The organism is Streptomyces sp. NPDC058671 (assembly GCF_042716475.1).
Lineage (GTDB): Bacteria > Actinomycetota > Actinomycetes > Streptomycetales > Streptomycetaceae > Streptomyces.
This window is the reverse complement of the sequence record NZ_JBHXSA010000045.1, coordinates 1-17,617: the sequence shown is the minus strand read 5'-3', so window position 1 is coordinate 17,617 and position 17,617 is coordinate 1. Positions and strand designations below refer to the sequence as shown.

Below are 17,617 nucleotides of genomic sequence, written 5' to 3'. Positions count from 1 at the left end.
GCGCCATCCACGCAACTACCTGGCCTTTCTTGGCCTCGCCGCAGCCATCTGCTGCTACAAACGACTCATCCGCCTCACCACATAGGACACGGTCTTAGCTCGGACCGGGCGGGCTGCACCGCTGCGCCCACGAACTGCCCACGCCGGATGTTCCCTGCGAACGTGGTGGTCCTCTGGGCGAGGCCGGCACGGTGCTGGTGGTACGCGACGGCCGCCGTCGACAGGCTCCGCCCCGCACCCGCGTATGCGCAGGTGCAGGCCCTCGTCGACGGGCCCGGCGTTAGCCGGTGAGCTTGTCGATGTCGGGGGCGTAGACGGTCATCCAGTGCGGGTTCAGCCGGTAGTAGACGACCTCGCGGTTCCAGTCGAAGGCGTCGTCATCGCGTAGAAGGCCTTCAAGTAGGCGAGGAGTTCCTGCCAGTCGACCGTGGTCTCAGCGTCCTTCGGATTCAGCTCCTCCACCGTGCCGTGGGTGAACACGCCGAGGTCCTCGCCGCGCATGTGCGCGACGCTGGCGGCCGGACGGGCCGCGAGATGACGGGCCTTGGCGGCGTTCCGCGCCGTGCCGAAGTGCCACCGGCCGTGCAGGAAGTGCCCGTCGGCGCCGCTGATCCGCGGTTCGCCCTTTGCGGTCACCGTGGAGAGGGCAAGCGTGCACATGCCGGTGAGGACCCCGGTGAGCTGCGCCGCCGTGATGGTGCGGCCCTCGACGATCGAGCGGAGGTGTGCGGTCGAGCCGGAGAGGGAGGAGTCGAGGAGAGACTGGAGCTTGTCGAGTTCTTCTGGGGTTTCGCGCATACGTCCATCGTCGGCCGTAAACCCGACACCCTCTGTCGTCATTGATGAAGCAGCGGTGAGGTAGCTCCGCGTGGGTTGCGCTCGGTGCGGCGTGGATGGCAACAGGTGGGGGACGAACGCCGGGACCTGATCTGATCCCGGTGACCGACGTCCCCGGTCCGTGGCGACACAGCGAGCCCCGACCCTGACAGGTGGGGGTTCGTGGCGTTCTGTTCCTATTACGAAAGCCCTGGTCATTCAAGCTCTGGTGTTTCCGGGGCAAAGAGGGAAATTACCTCATCCCGCAGCAGATCAGCCACTCCGCCATGCTGCCCCACTCGCCAACCCAACGCCCCCCTACTTTCCTTGCCCAAGGACATAGGGGCCCAGGGGGACCGGTCTTATGAACGTTTGGTTGGGCCCTGCTGGCCGCAGAACCCAACCAAAACGGATCTAGAATCTACCACCTTGTATGAGCGCGCTGCGACTCCGCATCATCTGGGTGTGCACGAGGAAGCGATCACGACTCATTTCTCTCACACCGGATTCTCTATACGTCCGCTCGATCAGATCGGCGAATAGAAATTCTGGACGATACTGAACAATCTGATCCGTCAATGCGCGGATGAACACGCTGGAGGCGTGGGCGAGATCGATGAACTCACACACGCCCTCGTCTTCTTCACCGCTTTGCGTGATGACCTTGTTGCCAGTGACCGCCAAGCGGATGCCAGGACCACCGGGCACATCCATCGTGGCCATACCATCTGCCGCTAGGAGGCCCACCGTGAATCGCAGGCCGAGCGCGAGGTCGAGGAGAGGTGTGTTCTTGTAGAGGAATCGGGCATCGCCGATCAGGATCTCCGCCGAACCTGAGAACCACGTCTCACGCACCTGCCATTCCTGGCGTGTCAGAATATCTACGGCGGGAATCGAGTACTCTTCACCGACCTGCGGCACCATTTGATAGGTCACCTTCGCCGACCGACTCATCAGAAGGCGCCCGGCATTGCAGGGGACCAAGGATATGCGTTGCGGATACTTCCGTCGGGATTCAGAATAACCTCCACGTGGTCCAACTCGTAGTCTCCCTTGTCCGGTCCGGATTTCCCGATCCAGCCTCCGTCGCCAATGTCTTCAGGCATTTCCGCTCTATGAATCGTTCCGTCTCGCCCTCGGGTGTTGGCGCTCCCGTGGGGGTCGCGCTTCAGCACTTCATTGATGGCCCTGTTCCAGTCGGCCTCCGGGATAGTCCAGTAGGTTTTATCGGACGTCCGAAGAGGGCTGCCAGGCGAGTGGTAGTCCTTGATGTGCTTCCGTGCATCGCCCGAGAGGATAGGGCATGCGGTCGCCGTGTTGTGGACCAGTACCGGAACGCTGCCCGCCATCACGAAGTACGTGTGGAGGTTCTCTACGGTCAGATTGTATGCCGCCTGCAACTCACTCCAGCGGCGGATACCCGAAATCTCAGCGGCCGAGCCGTCTGCGGACTTGAGGGTATCGCCTGCTGCGAGCTGCCCCGCCTCAACCCAGCTTTGTTCCTTCGGGCTCCAGAAGGGGTGGTTGTCGGTCGCAGTAAGCGCCTCCGTCTTAGCAGTCCCTCGGAGGGTGATGCCCGTGAAGTTGCGGTCGTCCGGGGTGTAGATCGTGTCGAGCACTCGGCGAGGACTCGTAGTCCCCGCCGTCGGATCGGCGGCTTGGACCCAGTCACCGATGCGTACCAGTTCGATGGGGCGCTTTGTCCCATCGGCCATGAGCACGCGTGTTCCTGCGGGGAAGCTGTGCTTCGGGCTGCAAGGGTTCTTCTTGAAGAAGTTGCCTATCGACTCGAATACCTCGTCGACGTGAGTGCCGAACTTATCCGCCCAACGCACTCCCTTAGCGCCTGCGGCTAGCCAGCCTGCGACCGGGAGCATCGCCGCACACGAAAGGACTGCGTCCTTCGCGGCGTCCTTGTCCCCGATCCCGTAATTGTTGGCGAGGTTGGATTCCACGGCGTAGGCGATGCAGTTGACAGCATCAGCGGGTTCTCCAACGACAGGGAAGAGGCCCAGAATATCCAGCTTGAGATGGATGTACTCCTTGAGGCTCATGCCCGGGGGGACCTGGTTGTGGACCAGTGCCAAGATCAAGTTGTTGAGATCGGACTGGCCGCCGGCCTCCGCCTCCTGCTGCATCGCCGAGTCATAGTCGGCCATCCGTTGGTCCAGGAGTGCCTGCTGCTCGGCGGTGTAGCGCTCCGTCTGGTAGCGGACGACGGTGGAGCGGTACTTGGCGTAGGCCTCGGTGGCGCTCTGCCCTGCGTTGAGGGCGGATTGGCGGGCCTGTTCGGCAGCCTGGAATGCGCTTGCGGCATACCCTTGGGCCGCGCCGTAGCTGGCTTCGGCCGAGATGGCCGCGTTCCTCGCCTTGCGAGCGCTGCTGCTTGCCTGGGCCTCGGCCTTTCGGGCGGCGGTCGCGGAGGAAGCCGCAGACTTCGCTGAGATGCTGGCCCGGGTGGCAGCCTGCTGCGCCCGGTAGGCGTGACCGGCTGCTTGTTCGGCGTAGGTGGTGGCCGTCTGGGCATGGCCTGCGGCCAGGTCCGAGTGGCCCTGGGCGTTTTCGGCGGCCTCAGCCGCGTGGTAGGCGGATTTGTGTGCCAGTGCGGCGGTCTGGGCAGCCGTGGCGAGGATGGACTGGATCTGTTCGATGTGTGCGGCGTTGAGCTGGTCGCGGCGGGTTGCCTTGTGCCGGCCGGAGGTGATGAAGGTGGTCAGGTTGGTGTCAGGGCTGGCGAGTGCGGCTTCGGCCGCTGCCTTGACTTCCGGTCCGCCGGCTTGGGCGAGGCTGGCGGCTTCGAGGCGGTAGTCCTCGATGCGTGCCTGGTGCTGGCCTTGGGCGAGGAAAGTGTCCAAGGCCTTCGGGTCGGGGGCATTGAGTGCGGCCTGGGCGTCTTCCTTGACGACCGTGCCGCCAGCTCCGGCGATGCGGGCAACCTCTATGCGGTTGGCTTCCGCGGCTACCTGGTACTGGCCAGCGGTGAGGAAAGTGTGGACCTGGGCGGGAGTTCCTGCCAGTGTGGCGGTGGCCGCGGTGCGGACGTCCTCGTGCGGTGACTGCGTGGCCAGGACGTGGACGGCTTCTCGCTCGTCTTCTTCCCCTGCCTGCTTCCAGCCTGTGCGGGCATAGGCGACGACCGCCGCGTCATCACCGGTAAGGGCTACTTCTGCGGCGGCTCGGCTCCAGGGGCCGCGAATCTGCAGCGCAGTCATGGCCATCCGGCGACCGTTGGCTGCGATCTGTGCGGGCTGTGCGTCCGGCTCGGCCGCCTGGGCGGCGAGGGCGTTGAAGTCCGTCTGGAGCTGGAGAGCTTCCTGTGTGATCTTGGTGATCTTGGCCTTGGCGGCGTCAGTGGCCTCTTTGGCGTCGCGGGCCTCGTTGACGATGAGGGCCGTGCGGGCGGCGATTTCCTCGGCTTCGCCCTTTCGGGTCGTGGCCTGGATCTCCTCTGCCTTGGTAACCGCGGCTGAAGCTGCCTGGGCTGCCTTCAACGCCTCGGCCGCATAGGCCTTGGCGGCATCGGCCGCGGCCTGCGCATGACCGGCGTGTTGGTTGGCATTGCGGGCGGCTTCGGCTGCCTTGCGGGCATGGGCGGCGGAGGAGCGGGCAGCGTCACGGGCCTCTGTGGCCTCCCTGATGGCAGCGTTGGCGTGGGTCTGAGCGGCCCGGGATGCGCGGCTGGCCTCCTCTGCGTGGCGCTCGGCCGCAGCTGCTGCAGCTCTGGCCTGGGCGGCGTCGGCGCCAGCCTTCTCCCTGTGACCTGCCGCCTGCTTGGCGCTGCTGGCCGCCGACTTCATGTCCTCGATGGCATCGAGTCCGGCCGTCAGGGCGTCCCTGGCAGCTTTGGCGGTGTTCAGCATCGCGTCGAGAGTGTTAGCGATCTTCTCCGCGTCGGTGGCGGCTTTCAGCGCGTCGGCGGCCGCCTTCTCGTTGATCTTGCCCGAGGCTGCGGCCGACCAGGCGTTGCTGGCGGCCTGAGAGGCGCGCTGGGCTGCGGTGGCGGCGTTGGATGCAGCGGCGATCGCGGTCTGTGCGGCGGCGTTGGCAGCACGGGCTGCGGATATGGCGGCCTTCGCTGCGGCCGCGGCGCGGCGGGCGGACTCCGCTGCCCGACGGGCGGCGTCTTCAGCCTTGTCCGCGTCGTTCGCCGCCGCAAGCGTCTCGGCCGCCGCCGTCGCGGCTGCCGTCTTCGCCAAAGCCGCTGCGGTCTTTGCCTTCTCGGCCTGAGCTTCCGCGCTGGCCTTGGCCTTGTCGGCGACTGCGGCGGCGTCGGTGGTCTGCTTGGCCAGGTCGGTAATGCTGGCGTGTTCCTGGTCCTGGGCGCGGGTGATGTACTGCCCGTAGGCGAGGAAGTCCCGAACCTCGGTGATGCCAGCGTTCAGTGCGGCGGACGCGGCCCGCTTAGTGGCGGGGCCGCCGGCCTTCTCGATCTGGGCGACGCGGAGCCGGGCGTCTTCATCTCGGCTCTTGTACTGGCCTTCGCTGAGGAAGGCTCGGATGTCGTCGATGCTGCCGTTCATCGCGGCGTCGCCAGCCTCGCGGACGACGATCCCGCCTGCTTCGGTGGCACGGGCGGCCGCCAAACGCTGGTCCTCTTCGAGGGGCTGCTTCCATCCGTCCTTCATGAATGCGGCCAGTTGGTCCCCGGTGCCACTGAGGGCATTGGCTGCGGCCGCGCTGACCTCCGGGCCGGCTTCGGTGACGAGAGTGAGGGCTGCCTCACGCAGATCGAGTTCCTCAGCAACCCTCTCGCCGCTGGCCAGATAGTCACGGACCTGCGTGTCGGTGCCGGTAAGGGCTTGCTCCGCTGCGGATCGCACCGCCGGCCCTGACGTCTTCCAGGCCTGCAGCACCCGGGCGCGGTCCGATAGGGGTGTCACGGGGAGATCTTCGGCGCCAGCCGACGCCGTCGAGATGAGTGTGGCCACCAGAGCCAGGGGGAGGAGTCCGCGAGCGGACCTGCCGGCTATCTGGAATCCCCTCCCCCGGGGCCTGGAGCCTGCGTTGTGACGCACTGAAATTCTTCCTTCTTCTGGTCTGTGGGTACCAAGAAGTGCGCACCGGCGCCTGAATGCGGGCCCGTGCGTCCCTTTGGTGAAGCACGCCGGAGAGGGCCTGCCACCTCCTTTGTTCGGCATCCCCAGGCCGAAGGTAGGCAGGCCCTGCCAAGTCTCTGACCTGGCACGACCTTGCTGTGATCCACCAACAGAGCAGAAGGTTGTACCTACCTGATTACCCGTTACGGCATCGTGATCTTGAACATGGCCGGCAGCCTGGAACTGAGCCGACAACTAGGTCGCAGCCTGGATCCGTGGCTATATTGACCGACGGCCCCCAGGCGATCATGACCGGCTGCCGTCCACGGCACGGTCACCCACACACCGTTGACCCCCTCCGCAACGCGGGAGGGGTGCGTCTTGGAAAGCGACCACTCAGTGCGCATACGTAGATGGATTCCAGCAACAACCGCGGCGCTCGCCGTGACCCTGGGGACCCCCACCACGCTGGCCACCGCCGCCGACGAACCGGGCACGGAGATGCCCTACGCCGTCGAGGACGGCTCCTACCCCAACCGTGCCGAAATCCTCGGGATCACCGGCGCCGACCTGATCGCGGGTGACGGCAATATCACCCTCACCCCGTGCTCCGGCCCATACCAGATCAAGGTGTGGGCGGTGAAGCTGAAGACCGGCGACTCCAGGATCTGCTTCTCAGCCGCCAAAACCGGCTACCTGCAGGTCAACATCCCCCGTGCCTACCGCATCGAGACCATCCACCGGGACATCAAAGCAAGCGTCTCGATCGCCGGGGACACCGAAGACCTGACCGTCCTCAGGGATACCTCAGCGGGCTTCGGCGAGGCTGACCTCACCGATCCCCAGCAGGCCGTCCTGCTCGACATGCGGGTCACCGGCGCCGCCTCCAGCACTCCCCCCGGCGTCTCTGCCGACATCACTGGTCTCTCCTTCAGCGGCCGGCTGAACATCGGCGACGTCAAGCACTGCTCGGCCACCCTCGTCGACCCCCAGTGGGTTCTCTCCGCCAAGAGTTGCTTCGCCGAGAAGCCGGCCGAAGGCAACACGGTGACCGCAGGAGTGCCCAAGCAGAAGACCACCGTCGTCCTGGGCCGGCCGCACATCAACCTGCTGGGCGGACATGCCAGCGACATCGTGGAACTGGTACCGCACCCTGACCGGGACCTGGTCATGGGTCGCCTCGCCACGTCCTCCACGAATATCGCTCCTGCGGTTCTGTCTGCTACCGGCCCCGTCGCGGGCCAGAAGCTCACCATCCCCGCTTTCGGCCGTACGCAGACCGAGTGGGTTCCCTTCACACGTCACGACGGTGCCTTCACCACGGAAACCGTCGAGGCGACCGGGTTCGGCCTGACTCCCCAGGCCCCCGCCGAGACGACCGTGTGCGCAGGTGACGCCGGTGCTCCGGTCGTCCGCCAGGTGGACGTCCGCCAGTTCGCGCTTGTCGGCATCATGAGCCGCTCGTGGGCCGGTAACTGCATGGGCGGTACCGAAACGCGTACCGGTGCCTCCGCCGTCCGTGTCGACGACCTGGCGACGTGGATGCAGCAGACCCGCAGCGGGAAGACCTCCACTCTCCTGCAAAGCGGCGCGAACCTGTACCAGGGCATCCGTCTGGCTGATGGTTCATGGACCGACTTCACCGACGTCCAGGCCAAGGCCAGCAACATCGGCGGCATCCGCACGGCCACGGCCGCCGGCATCGGATCCAGCACGCACGTGCTCGCCGTCGGCACCGACGGCCGTCTGCACCACTCCATCCGCCGGATCGACGGCACTTGGACGGAGTTTGGCGACGTCGGCGAGGTAGCCGGATTCCTCGGCAGCCTCACCCAGGTCTCCGCCGTCTCCGTGGGCGAGGACCTCCACGTGCTCGCTCTCGCCAACGGCAAGGTCTTCCACACCCTGCGCACCGCCGCCGGGCACTGGAGCCTCTTCGGTGACATCTCCGCAGTCGTCGGGCCGATCGGCACCGTGACCTCCCTGGCCACGGCCAGCGCGGGCGGCCAGCTCCAGGTTTCCGCCGTTACCGGCGGCAAGGCCTTCCACACCATCCGCACGGCATCCGGTCACTGGAGCATCTGGGGTGACATCTCCCAAGCTGCCCAAGCGACCGGCGCCATCAGTTCCATCGCCATGGCCGGCATCGGAGCCGACGCCCACGTCGTGATCGCTACAGACAACGGCACCCGCCAGTACCACGCCCTGCGCACCGCAACCGGCCACTGGGAGCCCTTCTCCGAGCTGCGGGCCATTCTTGGCACCGTCACCATCAAGTCCGTCGGTGCAGCCGGCGTTGACGGCCAGCTCCAGCTCACCGCGACCACCTCGGATAACAAGCTCCTGCACACAATTCGCCACGCCGACCGCACCTGGAGCCCGACCACCCAGGTCACACCCCAAGGCGTTCCCAGCACCCTCACCGCCACAGCCATCACCGGAACCCTCTAGCAACAGAGAGCCCCTGCAGGCCCCCCGAGCGGGCGGGTCCTGCAGGGGCTCTTCCGACGCACTCAGAGCACACAGGTTCCTCCGGAGGGCGAGCGCTGGCTTATGTATGCCCACAGGTACCTGTTGGCCTGACACCTTCGAGCCTGTCCTGCGGGTCGGTAGTCGTCGCCATGTCACAATCACTGCCGCCGACACCACGGGCAGTCGGCGTCAGGGTGACGGTGGCATCGGCTTCGAGGTGATGGGCCGCCGGGCTCGTCCAGCCTGACACGACTGACACTAGTGCTGATACTCAGGTTCCGTTGGTCGTGGCTCAGGCACTGACTGACGCCCTGATGGGTTGTCCTCCCGTTGATCCGTCCTGCCGCCGAAACCTGTATTACGCCGCGGCCCTGACTTTCATGAGCGCATTCCATGGCGCCGCCCGCGCCGTTTTGTCTGACGGGCCCAGGCCGCGCCCAAGCACGACACCGTCGCTGGCATACGCGCCCTGCACAACCGCTCCGTGGTGAAGGTGACTGCGGCGGCCGCGCGGGACAGGCCGACCACCCGTCGCGGGACGACGAAGGAGAAGGCTCCCAGCCAGAGGGCAGCTCAGGAGGCTTGTGCCGCCAGGCGCTGGGCGCGACGCCGGGCGCCCGGTGTCCAACCTGATGATCGCCTCAAAGGCCCCGCCCCGCTGTCCGGGGCCTCTGCCGGACAGAACGCGAGGGCGCCACCGCTACTCCTCGTCCGAGGTCTGCTGCAGCGCGCGGATGAGGATTTCCGTATCGTCGACGGCGAGAACAGCCCTGCTCAGGTTGACGCCGACCTTTCCGACGAGCGAGGTCGCGAACTCGAGGATCGCCCGTTCATCGGTGGAGCACTTCAAAGCCCAGGGCTGAGTCAGGAGGATGAGGCCGAGGGTGTCCCAATTCACCGACGGGTACGCCTCGGTGCCGGCCCGCTCGATCAGGCCGTCGTGAGGCTGGTTGACCTCGATCGGGGTGCCGTCTTCCTCGTCCAGGAGGCGACGCAGCCAGTACCCGTCCTGGTACGCACCCAGGAGGCGCGTCGCAGCGCGCATCCGCTCATTCCCTACGTTCTTCAGCAGGCTCTCGGCGAGCTCCTCGCCGGTCATCTCGTGGTTGAGAACTGGCATCGGCGTCTCCGTTCCTTAGCACCTCGGGTCAGGAACGACCCGTATCCACTCTGGTCGGCGTGCACGCCATGAGGGCGGTGCACACGCCGGGCAAATTCCGCAGAGGGAGCTGGCCGACGACCCATCGGAGCGAAGTAGGGCCCGCAACTCGTCGGGGGTGGCAGGCCCCGGGTCACGAACGGGCTGGTCGACATCGGCAGGCCAACTGGGACGGAAGCGATCGACGAAGTCTGTGAAGTCGGTCCGCAGATAGCGAGAGTCGGACGGCTTCAGCCGGATCTGCTGGCGGCTGTCTGCCCACCAGATCTCGAAATCGGGAACCGTGACCTCCGCTGGCGAGTCCTCATGAGGTCATCCAGGTCATGGAGCCCGACGGGTAATGCGAAGTTCGGGTCGTCAGACACGCCGGGCGGCCTTCCGCTGTTCGTAGGCGGCGACGGCGCGCTTGGTGATCGCCTGCCCGACCTCGCCGCCCGCTCCTACACGTACGCGCTCGGGCACCTCGACGCCCGGCACACCAGCTGATGCGGTCCGCGACGGCGGCCGAAGCGCTGCGCGGCCTGATCCGCATCCGCCCGCACGGCTGGCTCACCGCCCCCCTGCCCACCGACCCGGCCGCCGCCGCGGACCTGCTGCGCCAGGCACTGGCCCGCCACGACACCCCCGGGGTGCCCGACGGGCCCGTGCACGTCCTCGCCGCACGCGCCACCGCCGCCGTCGCCGCCATCGGCACACCGGCCCACGCCGTCCTCAAAATCCACGCCGACCCGGCCGCCCACAACTCCGAGGCCCTCGCATACGCGCTCGCCGGACACAGCCCCGCCCTGCCCCTCCTCCTCAGCGTCGACGACACCTCACGCTCCCTGCTGATCGAGCACATCCCCCGCCCGACCAGCTGGACACGCCCCACCGCTCCGTGCCGCCTCATCGGCGCCGTCGCCGCCATCCACGCGGCACCCGCATCCCTCCCCGCCGAACTCGCCCCCGCCTTCGACGCGTACCGGCTCGACCGTCTCACCGCCGCCCCACCCCCGGCCTGGCTGCGCGACGCCCAGGCCTGGCCCGACGTCCTCGCACACGTCCAGGCCGCACACGGCGACAGCGCCATCCCCCTCGGGCACCTCGACCTCAAGCCCGAACACGCCCGCCGCCGCCACGGCGGCGGCCTGGTCCTCGTCGACCTCGAGACCCTCAGGCCGGACATCACCGGCCTGGTCGACCTGGTCACCCTCCCGGCCGTCCTCCGCCAAGCCGGCCGCGGACTGCCCGGCCGCGAGGTACTCGCGCTCTACCGCGCGGCCGCCGCACGCCACGGCATCACCTGGACAGGCCCCGCCCTGCGCGCCGCGCTCACCGCGTTCGCCAGGGCCACCGGTCTCGATACCCTCGACGGCCTCGCCGACCCCGCCCCCTCATCGCGCTCCCTGAAGGACACTCCCGTGGAACCCACCGCCCCCGCCCGCGCGCTCGTCGACACAGCCATGACCACCCTCGGACTGCCCGGCCCACCCGAGCACCTGACCGGCCGGAAGGGCTCCGACGTCTGGCAGGCCGCAGACCAGATCATCAAGACCGCCGTCCCCGGCGCCCGCGGAGACCTCGCACACGAGACCGCCGCCTACGCCCTCCTGCGCGACCAGGGCCGCCACCCCGGCACCCGCCACGGACACGGCAACCTCGGCCGGTGGCTCGCCCTGCCCCGCCTCGACGGCCCATCGCTGTGGCAGGTGTTCGCCCCCGCCCGCGAGGGCCACGCCACCGACACCCAGCGCACCCACATGCGCGACGCCGCCCGCGCCGCGTTCGCCGCCCTCACCGAACTGCACGCGGCCGGATGGATCCACGGCGACATGCAGGCCGAGAACGTGATCATCACCAGCCGCGGGCCCGCGTTCATCGACTACGACCGCGCCCGCCACCCCGACCTCACGCCCCCGGCCACGCCATACCGGGGCGGCCTCATCCACGTCATCGCCCCCGAGATCACCGCCCAACTCCTCGCCACCGGCAACGACGACCACGTCCCCCTCACCCCCGCCGCCGAGGTGTACGCCCTCGGCGCCTCCCTCTACTGGGCCTGGACCGGAGTACGGATCACCGACTACCGCGGCGACCCCGCCGGAGCCCACACCGAGCTGTATGCCGACATCGCCGCCGGCCGCCGCCGGAACATCACCACAGACCGCCCTTGGTCAGACCCCGGCCTGGAAGCCCTGATCACCACCGCCACATCGACGAGCCCGGAGAACCGGCAGTCCACTGCCACGGTGTAGGCAGCGTCCCAAGTGAAGGGGCGCCCTCACTCTGGAAGGACGCCCCTCTGCGTGCTCGCGCTTTGGCACACGGCGCCGCTCGGAGAGTCAACGTCGGCGTGAAGCTGTAACTCGCCCGCGTGGTTTGTCGGCCGCAGCCCGCTCCGCAAGGGACGCCGCGTCGGTACCACTCTGCTGTGGCCGCTACGGTGAAGCTCAAGAGGTCGTGCCGACTGGTCGTTGGTGCGCCTCCCATGTGCCCTTCGGGAGCTACGGCGCCGGGGTGTAGTGGACGACCGTCTTCTCGCACGGGCCGCCGGCGTAGACGTTGATGGCGTCGATCTCGCTCTGGTCGGCTGCCAGGCCCCAGCGGAGCTTGGTCGCGGTCCACTCGGCGAGGTAGCGGCAGGTCGCGCTCGGGGCAGGTGGCATCCACGTGGCCGGGTCTTGGTCCGCCTTCTGACGGTTCGACCGGGCGGTGACCGCGACGAGGCTGGTGGCCGCGTCCTGGTCGTTCGCGTACGCCTCGCGCCGCTTCGCCTCCCAGGCGGAGGCACCGGAATCCCAGGCCTCGGCGAGGGGGACCATGTGGTCGATGTCGAGCTTTTGCCGGGGTCGTTGACCTCGACGCCGTCGTAGTAGCTGCTCCATTCCCCGCCGCTCAGCTTGCAGCCGTCGGCGACGGACGGCGCTTCGACGGCTTCGGCCAGGAGGACTTCGGCGCGGGTGTTACAACCGTCCCCGAGGTCGAGACCCGAGTTCCAGTGCTTGAACTTGTCGCGGGTGTAGCCGGCGCGGGACTCGTCGGCGACGCGGACCTGGTCGAGCGCGGCGGCGAGCTGGAGGACTTCGTCGGCCTGCGCGGGCGCCGGTGCGATGAGGGGGGCGAGGGACAGGGGCGCGGCCAGGCCGCGCAGCATGCTCTTGGTGACGCACCGTCTTCACCCGGGAGCAGCTGAGTTGATCACTCCGCAGGTCCGGCGTGAAGCGCTGTACAGGGCGGTGCCCTGGCCGCTTTTAGGGCGGCCCCATCCCAGGACGTATGTGCTGCTCGCTACCTCTGCGGATAGACCACTTTGCGTGGTGATGCACTTGGGCCACGCCGTGGCTATGAAGCGAACGCGCCGCTGCAGAACACGTCGTCGTGTGCCAGGGCCTGGTATGTGACGCCTTCCCATCCGTTGGGTCGGTCCGCGAGGCGTGTCTCTGCTTCATCCTCTAGGTAGGCACGCACCATGTCGCTGCCGCCGGTGGCCAGCATCGCTGTCAGCTGGTAGCGGATGTTGCTCACCGTACGGTTGGCCTGGACGGCGAAGACTCTGGCCAGTCCAAACAGGGTGAAGTGATAGCGGGTCCGCTCGACGAGGACATCCGTCCAGCCCGGTGGGGGACTGACGAAGAAGTTCACCCACGAGGGGCTGTTGTGCACGACCTGCGCATCCAGCCAGGAGTCGTCGTCGATGCGGTCCAGGTACGGGTGGAGCAAGGTGGTCTCTGCCTCCGTTGGAACGCGTTCACCCTTGAGGTGGTTGCAGTCGGCGCATGCCGGCACCAGGTTCAGCGGGTCCACACACAGTGCGGGGAACATTCGCTTGGGCAGGAAGTGGTCCAGGGTCCGCACTATCCCGTGCCCACACAGGGGACACCTCTCGTCAGGTGCGGCGCCCAGGATCTGCTCGTAGACGACCCGCCCACCGTTGGAACCCACCATTCCGTTTTCGTAGGCCCAGCGAACCAGGTCGTCTGGGGCGAGGCCCGGTACGGTGAACTCTCGGCTTTCCAGCTCATGCAGGGTTCCGTGCTGTGCCGCCTGCCGGTAACGCGCGCTTGCAGCCTCCACGCTGTCTCCAGCCATCAGAAGCCGGTTACGCCGCTTTTCGTCCCTGGTACCTCGTACACATGCTTCGTAGCTCTCCTTGGCGGTCAGGGCAGGCGGGTCCAGCGGCCACATCAGCGGGTGCCGCTCAGATCTCGATGCGCAAGGAGGATGCGGACCAGCCCTTTTGCCTCTCCGCCTAGCTGTCCGTGGAAGCGGTTCATGATTTGCTCGTAGGACCCCAGTTCATCGACAGCCGCAGCGATCTCGGCATGGAATCCGGATTGCCTTACTTCTAGACCGAACACCTCGTGGGTAAGGACGCCGACGTTCTCCCCATAGGTCTCGATGCTGGGGCGCTGGGGCGCGTGACGGTCCCAGCGGCTGACCTTCCATACGCAGGAGCGGGGAACCTCCTGCAGGACTACGGGCGAATGGGTGCCGATCAAAGCGACACCGTTGCGGTCTGTGAGCAGGTTGGACAGTGCTCTGATGAAGGAGGCGAGCAGAGGCGGATGGAGATGAGCCTCGGGTTCGTCCAAGAGCACCAGGGACTGCTCAGCGACGGTTTCCACCAGCCGCGTGATGGTCAGCAGCACGATGGCGTGTCCCGAGCTGAGCTGGGAGAAGAATTTCCGTGCAAACTCGCGATCTCGCCGGGAGTACGAGCTGTCCTGCAAGTGCCGCGCGAACTGATGAACAGGAGACTCATAGAAGTGAGGATCACTGCCCAACACGTCCAGCGCAGCTATCCAGCGACCGACCCGCCCTGCCGCATGGATCTCCTCGACGCTCTTGCAGAACTCTGAGCTGAGGTCGTCGTACGACTTTCGCTCACGCGTCGGACGACCGTGGACGTCGACCTTGGCCAGGCCCACATAGGTGTACTTCACGACATCGACTGGCTCGGCTGGCGGTACCTGATCGCCAGGAACGTCCTTCTCCTCGTCCCAGCCCCTCAACGCGTCCCGTCCGTCATCAAGGGTTCCCGTCTCGTCGGCTTCTACCTCAACGCCATCTTGCGACGGGTCGAAAGCGCTGAAGGTGACCGTTACGACATTTGTGAATGACCCGGTCGCCCCGTCCTCTGCCCAGAAGATCTGGCCAACGTCATCGGACTCGGCTTGCGCCTTCACCACTGCCTGGCCGATGCTGCCCAGCAGTGTCGTCTTGCCTACGCCATTGCGCCCGATCAACACGTGGATGTTCGACGGGGGCCGGGAGTGCGGAGTCACGGAGAAGGCCAGACGCCATGGCTCTCCCACCTTCTCCGCACTGTTACCAAGAGGCGTGACGTACTCGAAGTGATATGCCGTCAACCGTGTGCCGCCCCTGGCGATACGTCGAAACTGCCCTTCGACCGTCTGAGGTTCGACACTGCGCAGGAGTGACGTCTGCGTCACATCCCAGTACCTGGCATCCTCAGCAGCCTCAGAGCTGAACGCGATGTCACACAGCCCGTCAAGAACCTCCACGCGAAGCGATGGCCCGAGCTTGCTGATGTTCTCGTAGTAGGCAGCGTCCTGTCCCAGCGAGAACCAGTACAGTCGCCGGTCCAGTCCCGTCAGCTGCTGGAATACCCTCGTCTCCAGGGGCCTTTCGTCTCGCACCAGATCCGAGTAACCGACCTTCACGGCGCCCAGTTCCTCGACCGATCCACTGCCGTCGGCGAACCACATTCGATACGAAGTCAGATAGTCGTCATCTGACAAAGGAACCGGTTCCAGCAGGCAGGCCCGCTGCCTGTTTTGGTTCCACGGTCGTTCTTCTGCGTCCAGCACGATGAAACGCACACGCCCTCCTCGGTACGGCTCACTGAAGCACCTGCCCACCAGCACGAGCAAGCCGCCGTCCATGGATGCGTAGTGGCATGCTGGTGGAAGGGTCCAGATACCGAGGACGATGGCAAAGCGGTTCCATTCCTTCCCTCGCGCAGAGAACCTGCCGGCCGCGCTTACGACGTTGACCGTCCGGGCCCTGAGGGGGCGTGCGCGGCGATAGCGTCCAGCCCGTGACCACCACCGACACCATCACGGCCCTGGCCCCACCTGGTGCTCGGGTGTCCTCAGAGTTGCTCGGCTTGATCCCCTAGGCAACCGCGCTGAGCTGCAGCCGGCCGTCATGGCAGAGCTCAGCAGTCGTAGAGGTGGGTGTACGGAGTGTCTGGGCAGAGACGGCAGACGAGAAGTACATCCCGCCGAGATCGCCCAGGACCATGCCGTGCCCGAACGCGTCGAGGGCGGCAGGATTCGCCTCGGCTCGCCAGGACGAGACCATGGTCCACCTGGGGGGATTGTGGTCGTCCAGGGGAGCGACCACATGCCCGGTTCGGACGCGGTGATGTTCCATGCGGGTGCCGCACCCCGTGCAGGCGGGTCAGTCGGGCTGCTGGGTTCACCCCGGATAGCCGCCGACCTTGCTCTGCTGCCTGCTGCCTGCCCCGCATAGCCGTTCGTCGGCGGCCGGCTCGTTTCGCCAGGCGAGATCGTCGACGAGCGGCTACCAGCACTCCTCTGAACGCCCTGCGTACTGGCACGAGCGGTCGTCGTTTGGCTTGGGCGTGTCATCGGTGCAGCTGTAGGCGGCGAATAGGATGAGTACCACGATCGCGACGCCCATCAGCCAGTCCCCGTGCAACCGACGGCGTTCCTCGTCTTTCCTCTCCAGCTCCCGTGCATGCTCCGCGTCCCGCTCGTCGAGTTTCTTCTGGTGGGCGCGTTCACGCCGCCTCTCCTGCGCTGCTCGCTGCTCGGACTCGGTATGCGGCCGGTCCGCCTCTCGCTTCTCAAACGCCACCACACGCTTTGTCATGATCGTTGGCCATGGCGATTTGTGGTGTTTGAATTTGTCAACGCCAGAGACCCATACTCCCTCTGACAGATACGCCTCGCGGTTCCGCGGGTTGGCCTTATGACAAGACACGCACATGAACACGCATTCAGCACGGTCCAGGAGCGGGACTCGCTCAAAGGTCTGGTCGGCTATGCACGTTGTGCAGTAGGTGGGCATGGGCATGTTCGGAGCGTACAGAGCGCTCGGGGCATATCGACAGGGACCACCGAGGCGAACGTTGCCTGATGCGGCACTAGAAGGCGTGTGGTCAGCTGGCGTGGCGGTACGCGGCGGCGCTGCCGACGATCCCGGGTCTGTATCGCGCGCGAGCGCGGTCAAGGGCCGCCTCTAGGTCCCGTGCCCGGTCGTCGTTGGTCCCAAGGGGGAGCTGGTGGACGGCTGTCTCGGCGGGCTGGAGACGCTCCGCGCGCAGCGACAGCGATCGGACGCGGGCGCGCTGGAGGCCGAGCGTGGTGAGCAGTTCGCGGGCTGTCGCGGCGAGGGCGGGAGTATGGGCGGTGGCTTCGGCCAGGGAACGCGTCCGAGTGGTTTGGCTGCGGTCGACGTAGGTGACGGTCAGGGTGAGCCCCTGGGCGACCTGGCGATCGTCCCGCAGCGCCGCCCCGATGTGTTCGGTGAGGCCGAGGACGGCCCGGTGGTGCTGGTCGGGGTCGAGCTCGTCGTGGTCGAACCGGTGGCTGAGACTGAGGGATCTGGGCGCGGCGGCGGGGACGATGGGGCGGTCGTCGATGCCGAGGGCGCGGTCGTGGGCCTGGCGGCCGGCGGCGACGCCGAGGATCCGCTGGAGGGTGGTGAGCGAGGTGTCGGCGATCTCGCCGACGGTGTGGATGCCGAGCCGGCCGAGCGTGCGTGCGGCGGCGGGGCCGATGCCGGGGAGTGCGGCGGCTGGCTGGGGCCGGAGGAACGCCGCGATGTCGTAGGGGGTGTTGGCGACGATGGTGGCGCTGCCCGGCGGGGTGAGGGCGGCGGCCATGGCGGCGATCATTCGGCTGGGGCCGGCGCCCGCGCTGGTGGGGACGCCGTGGAGGGCGAGTGCGCGGAGGCGGATGACGCCGACGAGACCGGTAGCGTCCTGGCCCCTTCTCTCGGGCTCGGACCGTTGGGTGAGTTCGGGTACAGCAGGTCGGTGCAGCTCAGCGCCGGTTCCATCCACCGTACCTAAGGGCTGTCCCGCAAATGATCTCCGGGGCGCGTCGGGCATGGCGGGCCACCCTGCGGCCCGCTTGCCTATCCGGCGAGAGCGAGGTTGTGC

The 17,617-nt window shown here is 67.1% G+C and carries 9 protein-coding genes and 2 pseudogenes; 2 read left to right on the top strand and 9 right to left on the bottom strand.

The window, feature by feature from the left end:
- Window positions 1–280 precede the first annotated feature (280 nt).
- From ACFWV2_RS32150 to ACFWV2_RS32140, 3 genes and pseudogenes are all read right to left on the bottom strand, one after another.
- Window positions 281–798, bottom strand: a pseudogene (locus ACFWV2_RS32150) (pyridoxamine 5'-phosphate oxidase family protein).
- 432 nt (window positions 799–1,230) lie between these two features.
- Window positions 1,231–1,740: a hypothetical protein gene (locus tag ACFWV2_RS32145; RefSeq protein WP_384410674.1), complete on the bottom strand. Its 510-nt coding sequence runs from the start codon at window positions 1,738–1,740 to the stop codon at window positions 1,231–1,233.
- 29 nt (window positions 1,741–1,769) lie between these two features.
- On the bottom strand, window positions 1,770–5,744 hold the full coding sequence (locus ACFWV2_RS32140; RefSeq protein WP_384410671.1) for a polymorphic toxin-type HINT domain-containing protein: 3,975 nt from the start codon (window positions 5,742–5,744) through the stop codon (window positions 1,770–1,772).
- Between the two features lie 552 nt (window positions 5,745–6,296).
- Here ACFWV2_RS32140 and ACFWV2_RS32135 point away from each other — a divergent pair.
- Window positions 6,297–8,303 carry a trypsin-like serine protease gene (locus ACFWV2_RS32135; RefSeq protein ID WP_384410668.1) on the top strand — a complete coding sequence of 669 codons (2,007 nt, stop codon included), beginning with the start codon at window positions 6,297–6,299 and terminating at the stop codon, window positions 8,301–8,303.
- A gap of 721 nt (window positions 8,304–9,024) precedes the next feature.
- Here the strand turns inward: ACFWV2_RS32135 and ACFWV2_RS32130 are convergent.
- A complete protein-coding gene (locus ACFWV2_RS32130; RefSeq protein ID WP_384410665.1) occupies window positions 9,025–9,423 on the bottom strand; it encodes a hypothetical protein in 399 nt (132 codons plus the stop codon).
- Window positions 9,424–9,968: 545 nt separating this feature from the next.
- Here ACFWV2_RS32130 and ACFWV2_RS32125 point away from each other — a divergent pair.
- Window positions 9,969–11,717, top strand: a complete 1,749-nt coding sequence (locus tag ACFWV2_RS32125) for a hypothetical protein (protein ID WP_384410662.1) — start codon at window positions 9,969–9,971, stop codon at window positions 11,715–11,717.
- Between the two features lie 249 nt (window positions 11,718–11,966).
- On the opposite strand, the pseudogene ACFWV2_RS32120 reads toward ACFWV2_RS32125, so the two are convergent.
- The 5 genes and pseudogenes from ACFWV2_RS32120 to ACFWV2_RS32100 form a co-directional block, all read right to left on the bottom strand.
- Window positions 11,967–12,616 (bottom strand): annotated as a pseudogene (locus ACFWV2_RS32120) (HNH endonuclease family protein).
- Between the two features lie 188 nt (window positions 12,617–12,804).
- Window positions 12,805–13,551, bottom strand: coding sequence for an HNH endonuclease (locus ACFWV2_RS32115; RefSeq protein WP_384410659.1), 747 nt, complete (start codon window positions 13,549–13,551; stop codon window positions 12,805–12,807).
- 95 nt (window positions 13,552–13,646) lie between these two features.
- The gene (locus tag ACFWV2_RS32110; RefSeq protein ID WP_384410656.1) at window positions 13,647–15,305 is read right to left on the bottom strand and encodes an AAA family ATPase; all 1,659 of its coding nucleotides are present in this window, start codon (window positions 15,303–15,305) and stop codon (window positions 13,647–13,649) included.
- 706 nt (window positions 15,306–16,011) lie between these two features.
- On the bottom strand, window positions 16,012–16,527 hold the full coding sequence (locus tag ACFWV2_RS32105) for a hypothetical protein (RefSeq protein WP_384410653.1): 516 nt from the start codon (window positions 16,525–16,527) through the stop codon (window positions 16,012–16,014).
- Between the two features lie 85 nt (window positions 16,528–16,612).
- On the bottom strand, window positions 16,613–17,338 hold the full coding sequence (locus tag ACFWV2_RS32100) for a hypothetical protein (protein WP_384410650.1): 726 nt from the start codon (window positions 17,336–17,338) through the stop codon (window positions 16,613–16,615).
- Between the last annotated feature and the right edge of the window lie 279 nt (window positions 17,339–17,617).

What these genes read in the sequence shown, in the direction of transcription:
- ACFWV2_RS32130 (WP_384410665.1), bottom strand. Translation starts at nt 9,423, where the DNA reads ATGACCGGCGAGGAGCTCGCCGAGAGCCTGCTGAAGAACGTAGGGAAT.
- ACFWV2_RS32100 (WP_384410650.1), bottom strand. Translation starts at nt 17,338, where the DNA reads ATGGCCGCCGCCCTCACCCCGCCGGGCAGCGCCACCATCGTCGCCAAC.
- ACFWV2_RS32125 (WP_384410662.1), top strand. Translation starts at nt 9,969, where the DNA reads ATGCGGTCCGCGACGGCGGCCGAAGCGCTGCGCGGCCTGATCCGCATC.
- ACFWV2_RS32105 (WP_384410653.1), bottom strand. Translation starts at nt 16,527, where the DNA reads ATGCCCATGCCCACCTACTGCACAACGTGCATAGCCGACCAGACCTTT.
- ACFWV2_RS32115 (WP_384410659.1), bottom strand. Translation starts at nt 13,551, where the DNA reads ATGGCTGGAGACAGCGTGGAGGCTGCAAGCGCGCGTTACCGGCAGGCG.
- ACFWV2_RS32145 (WP_384410674.1), bottom strand. Translation starts at nt 1,740, where the DNA reads ATGGTGCCGCAGGTCGGTGAAGAGTACTCGATTCCCGCCGTAGATATT.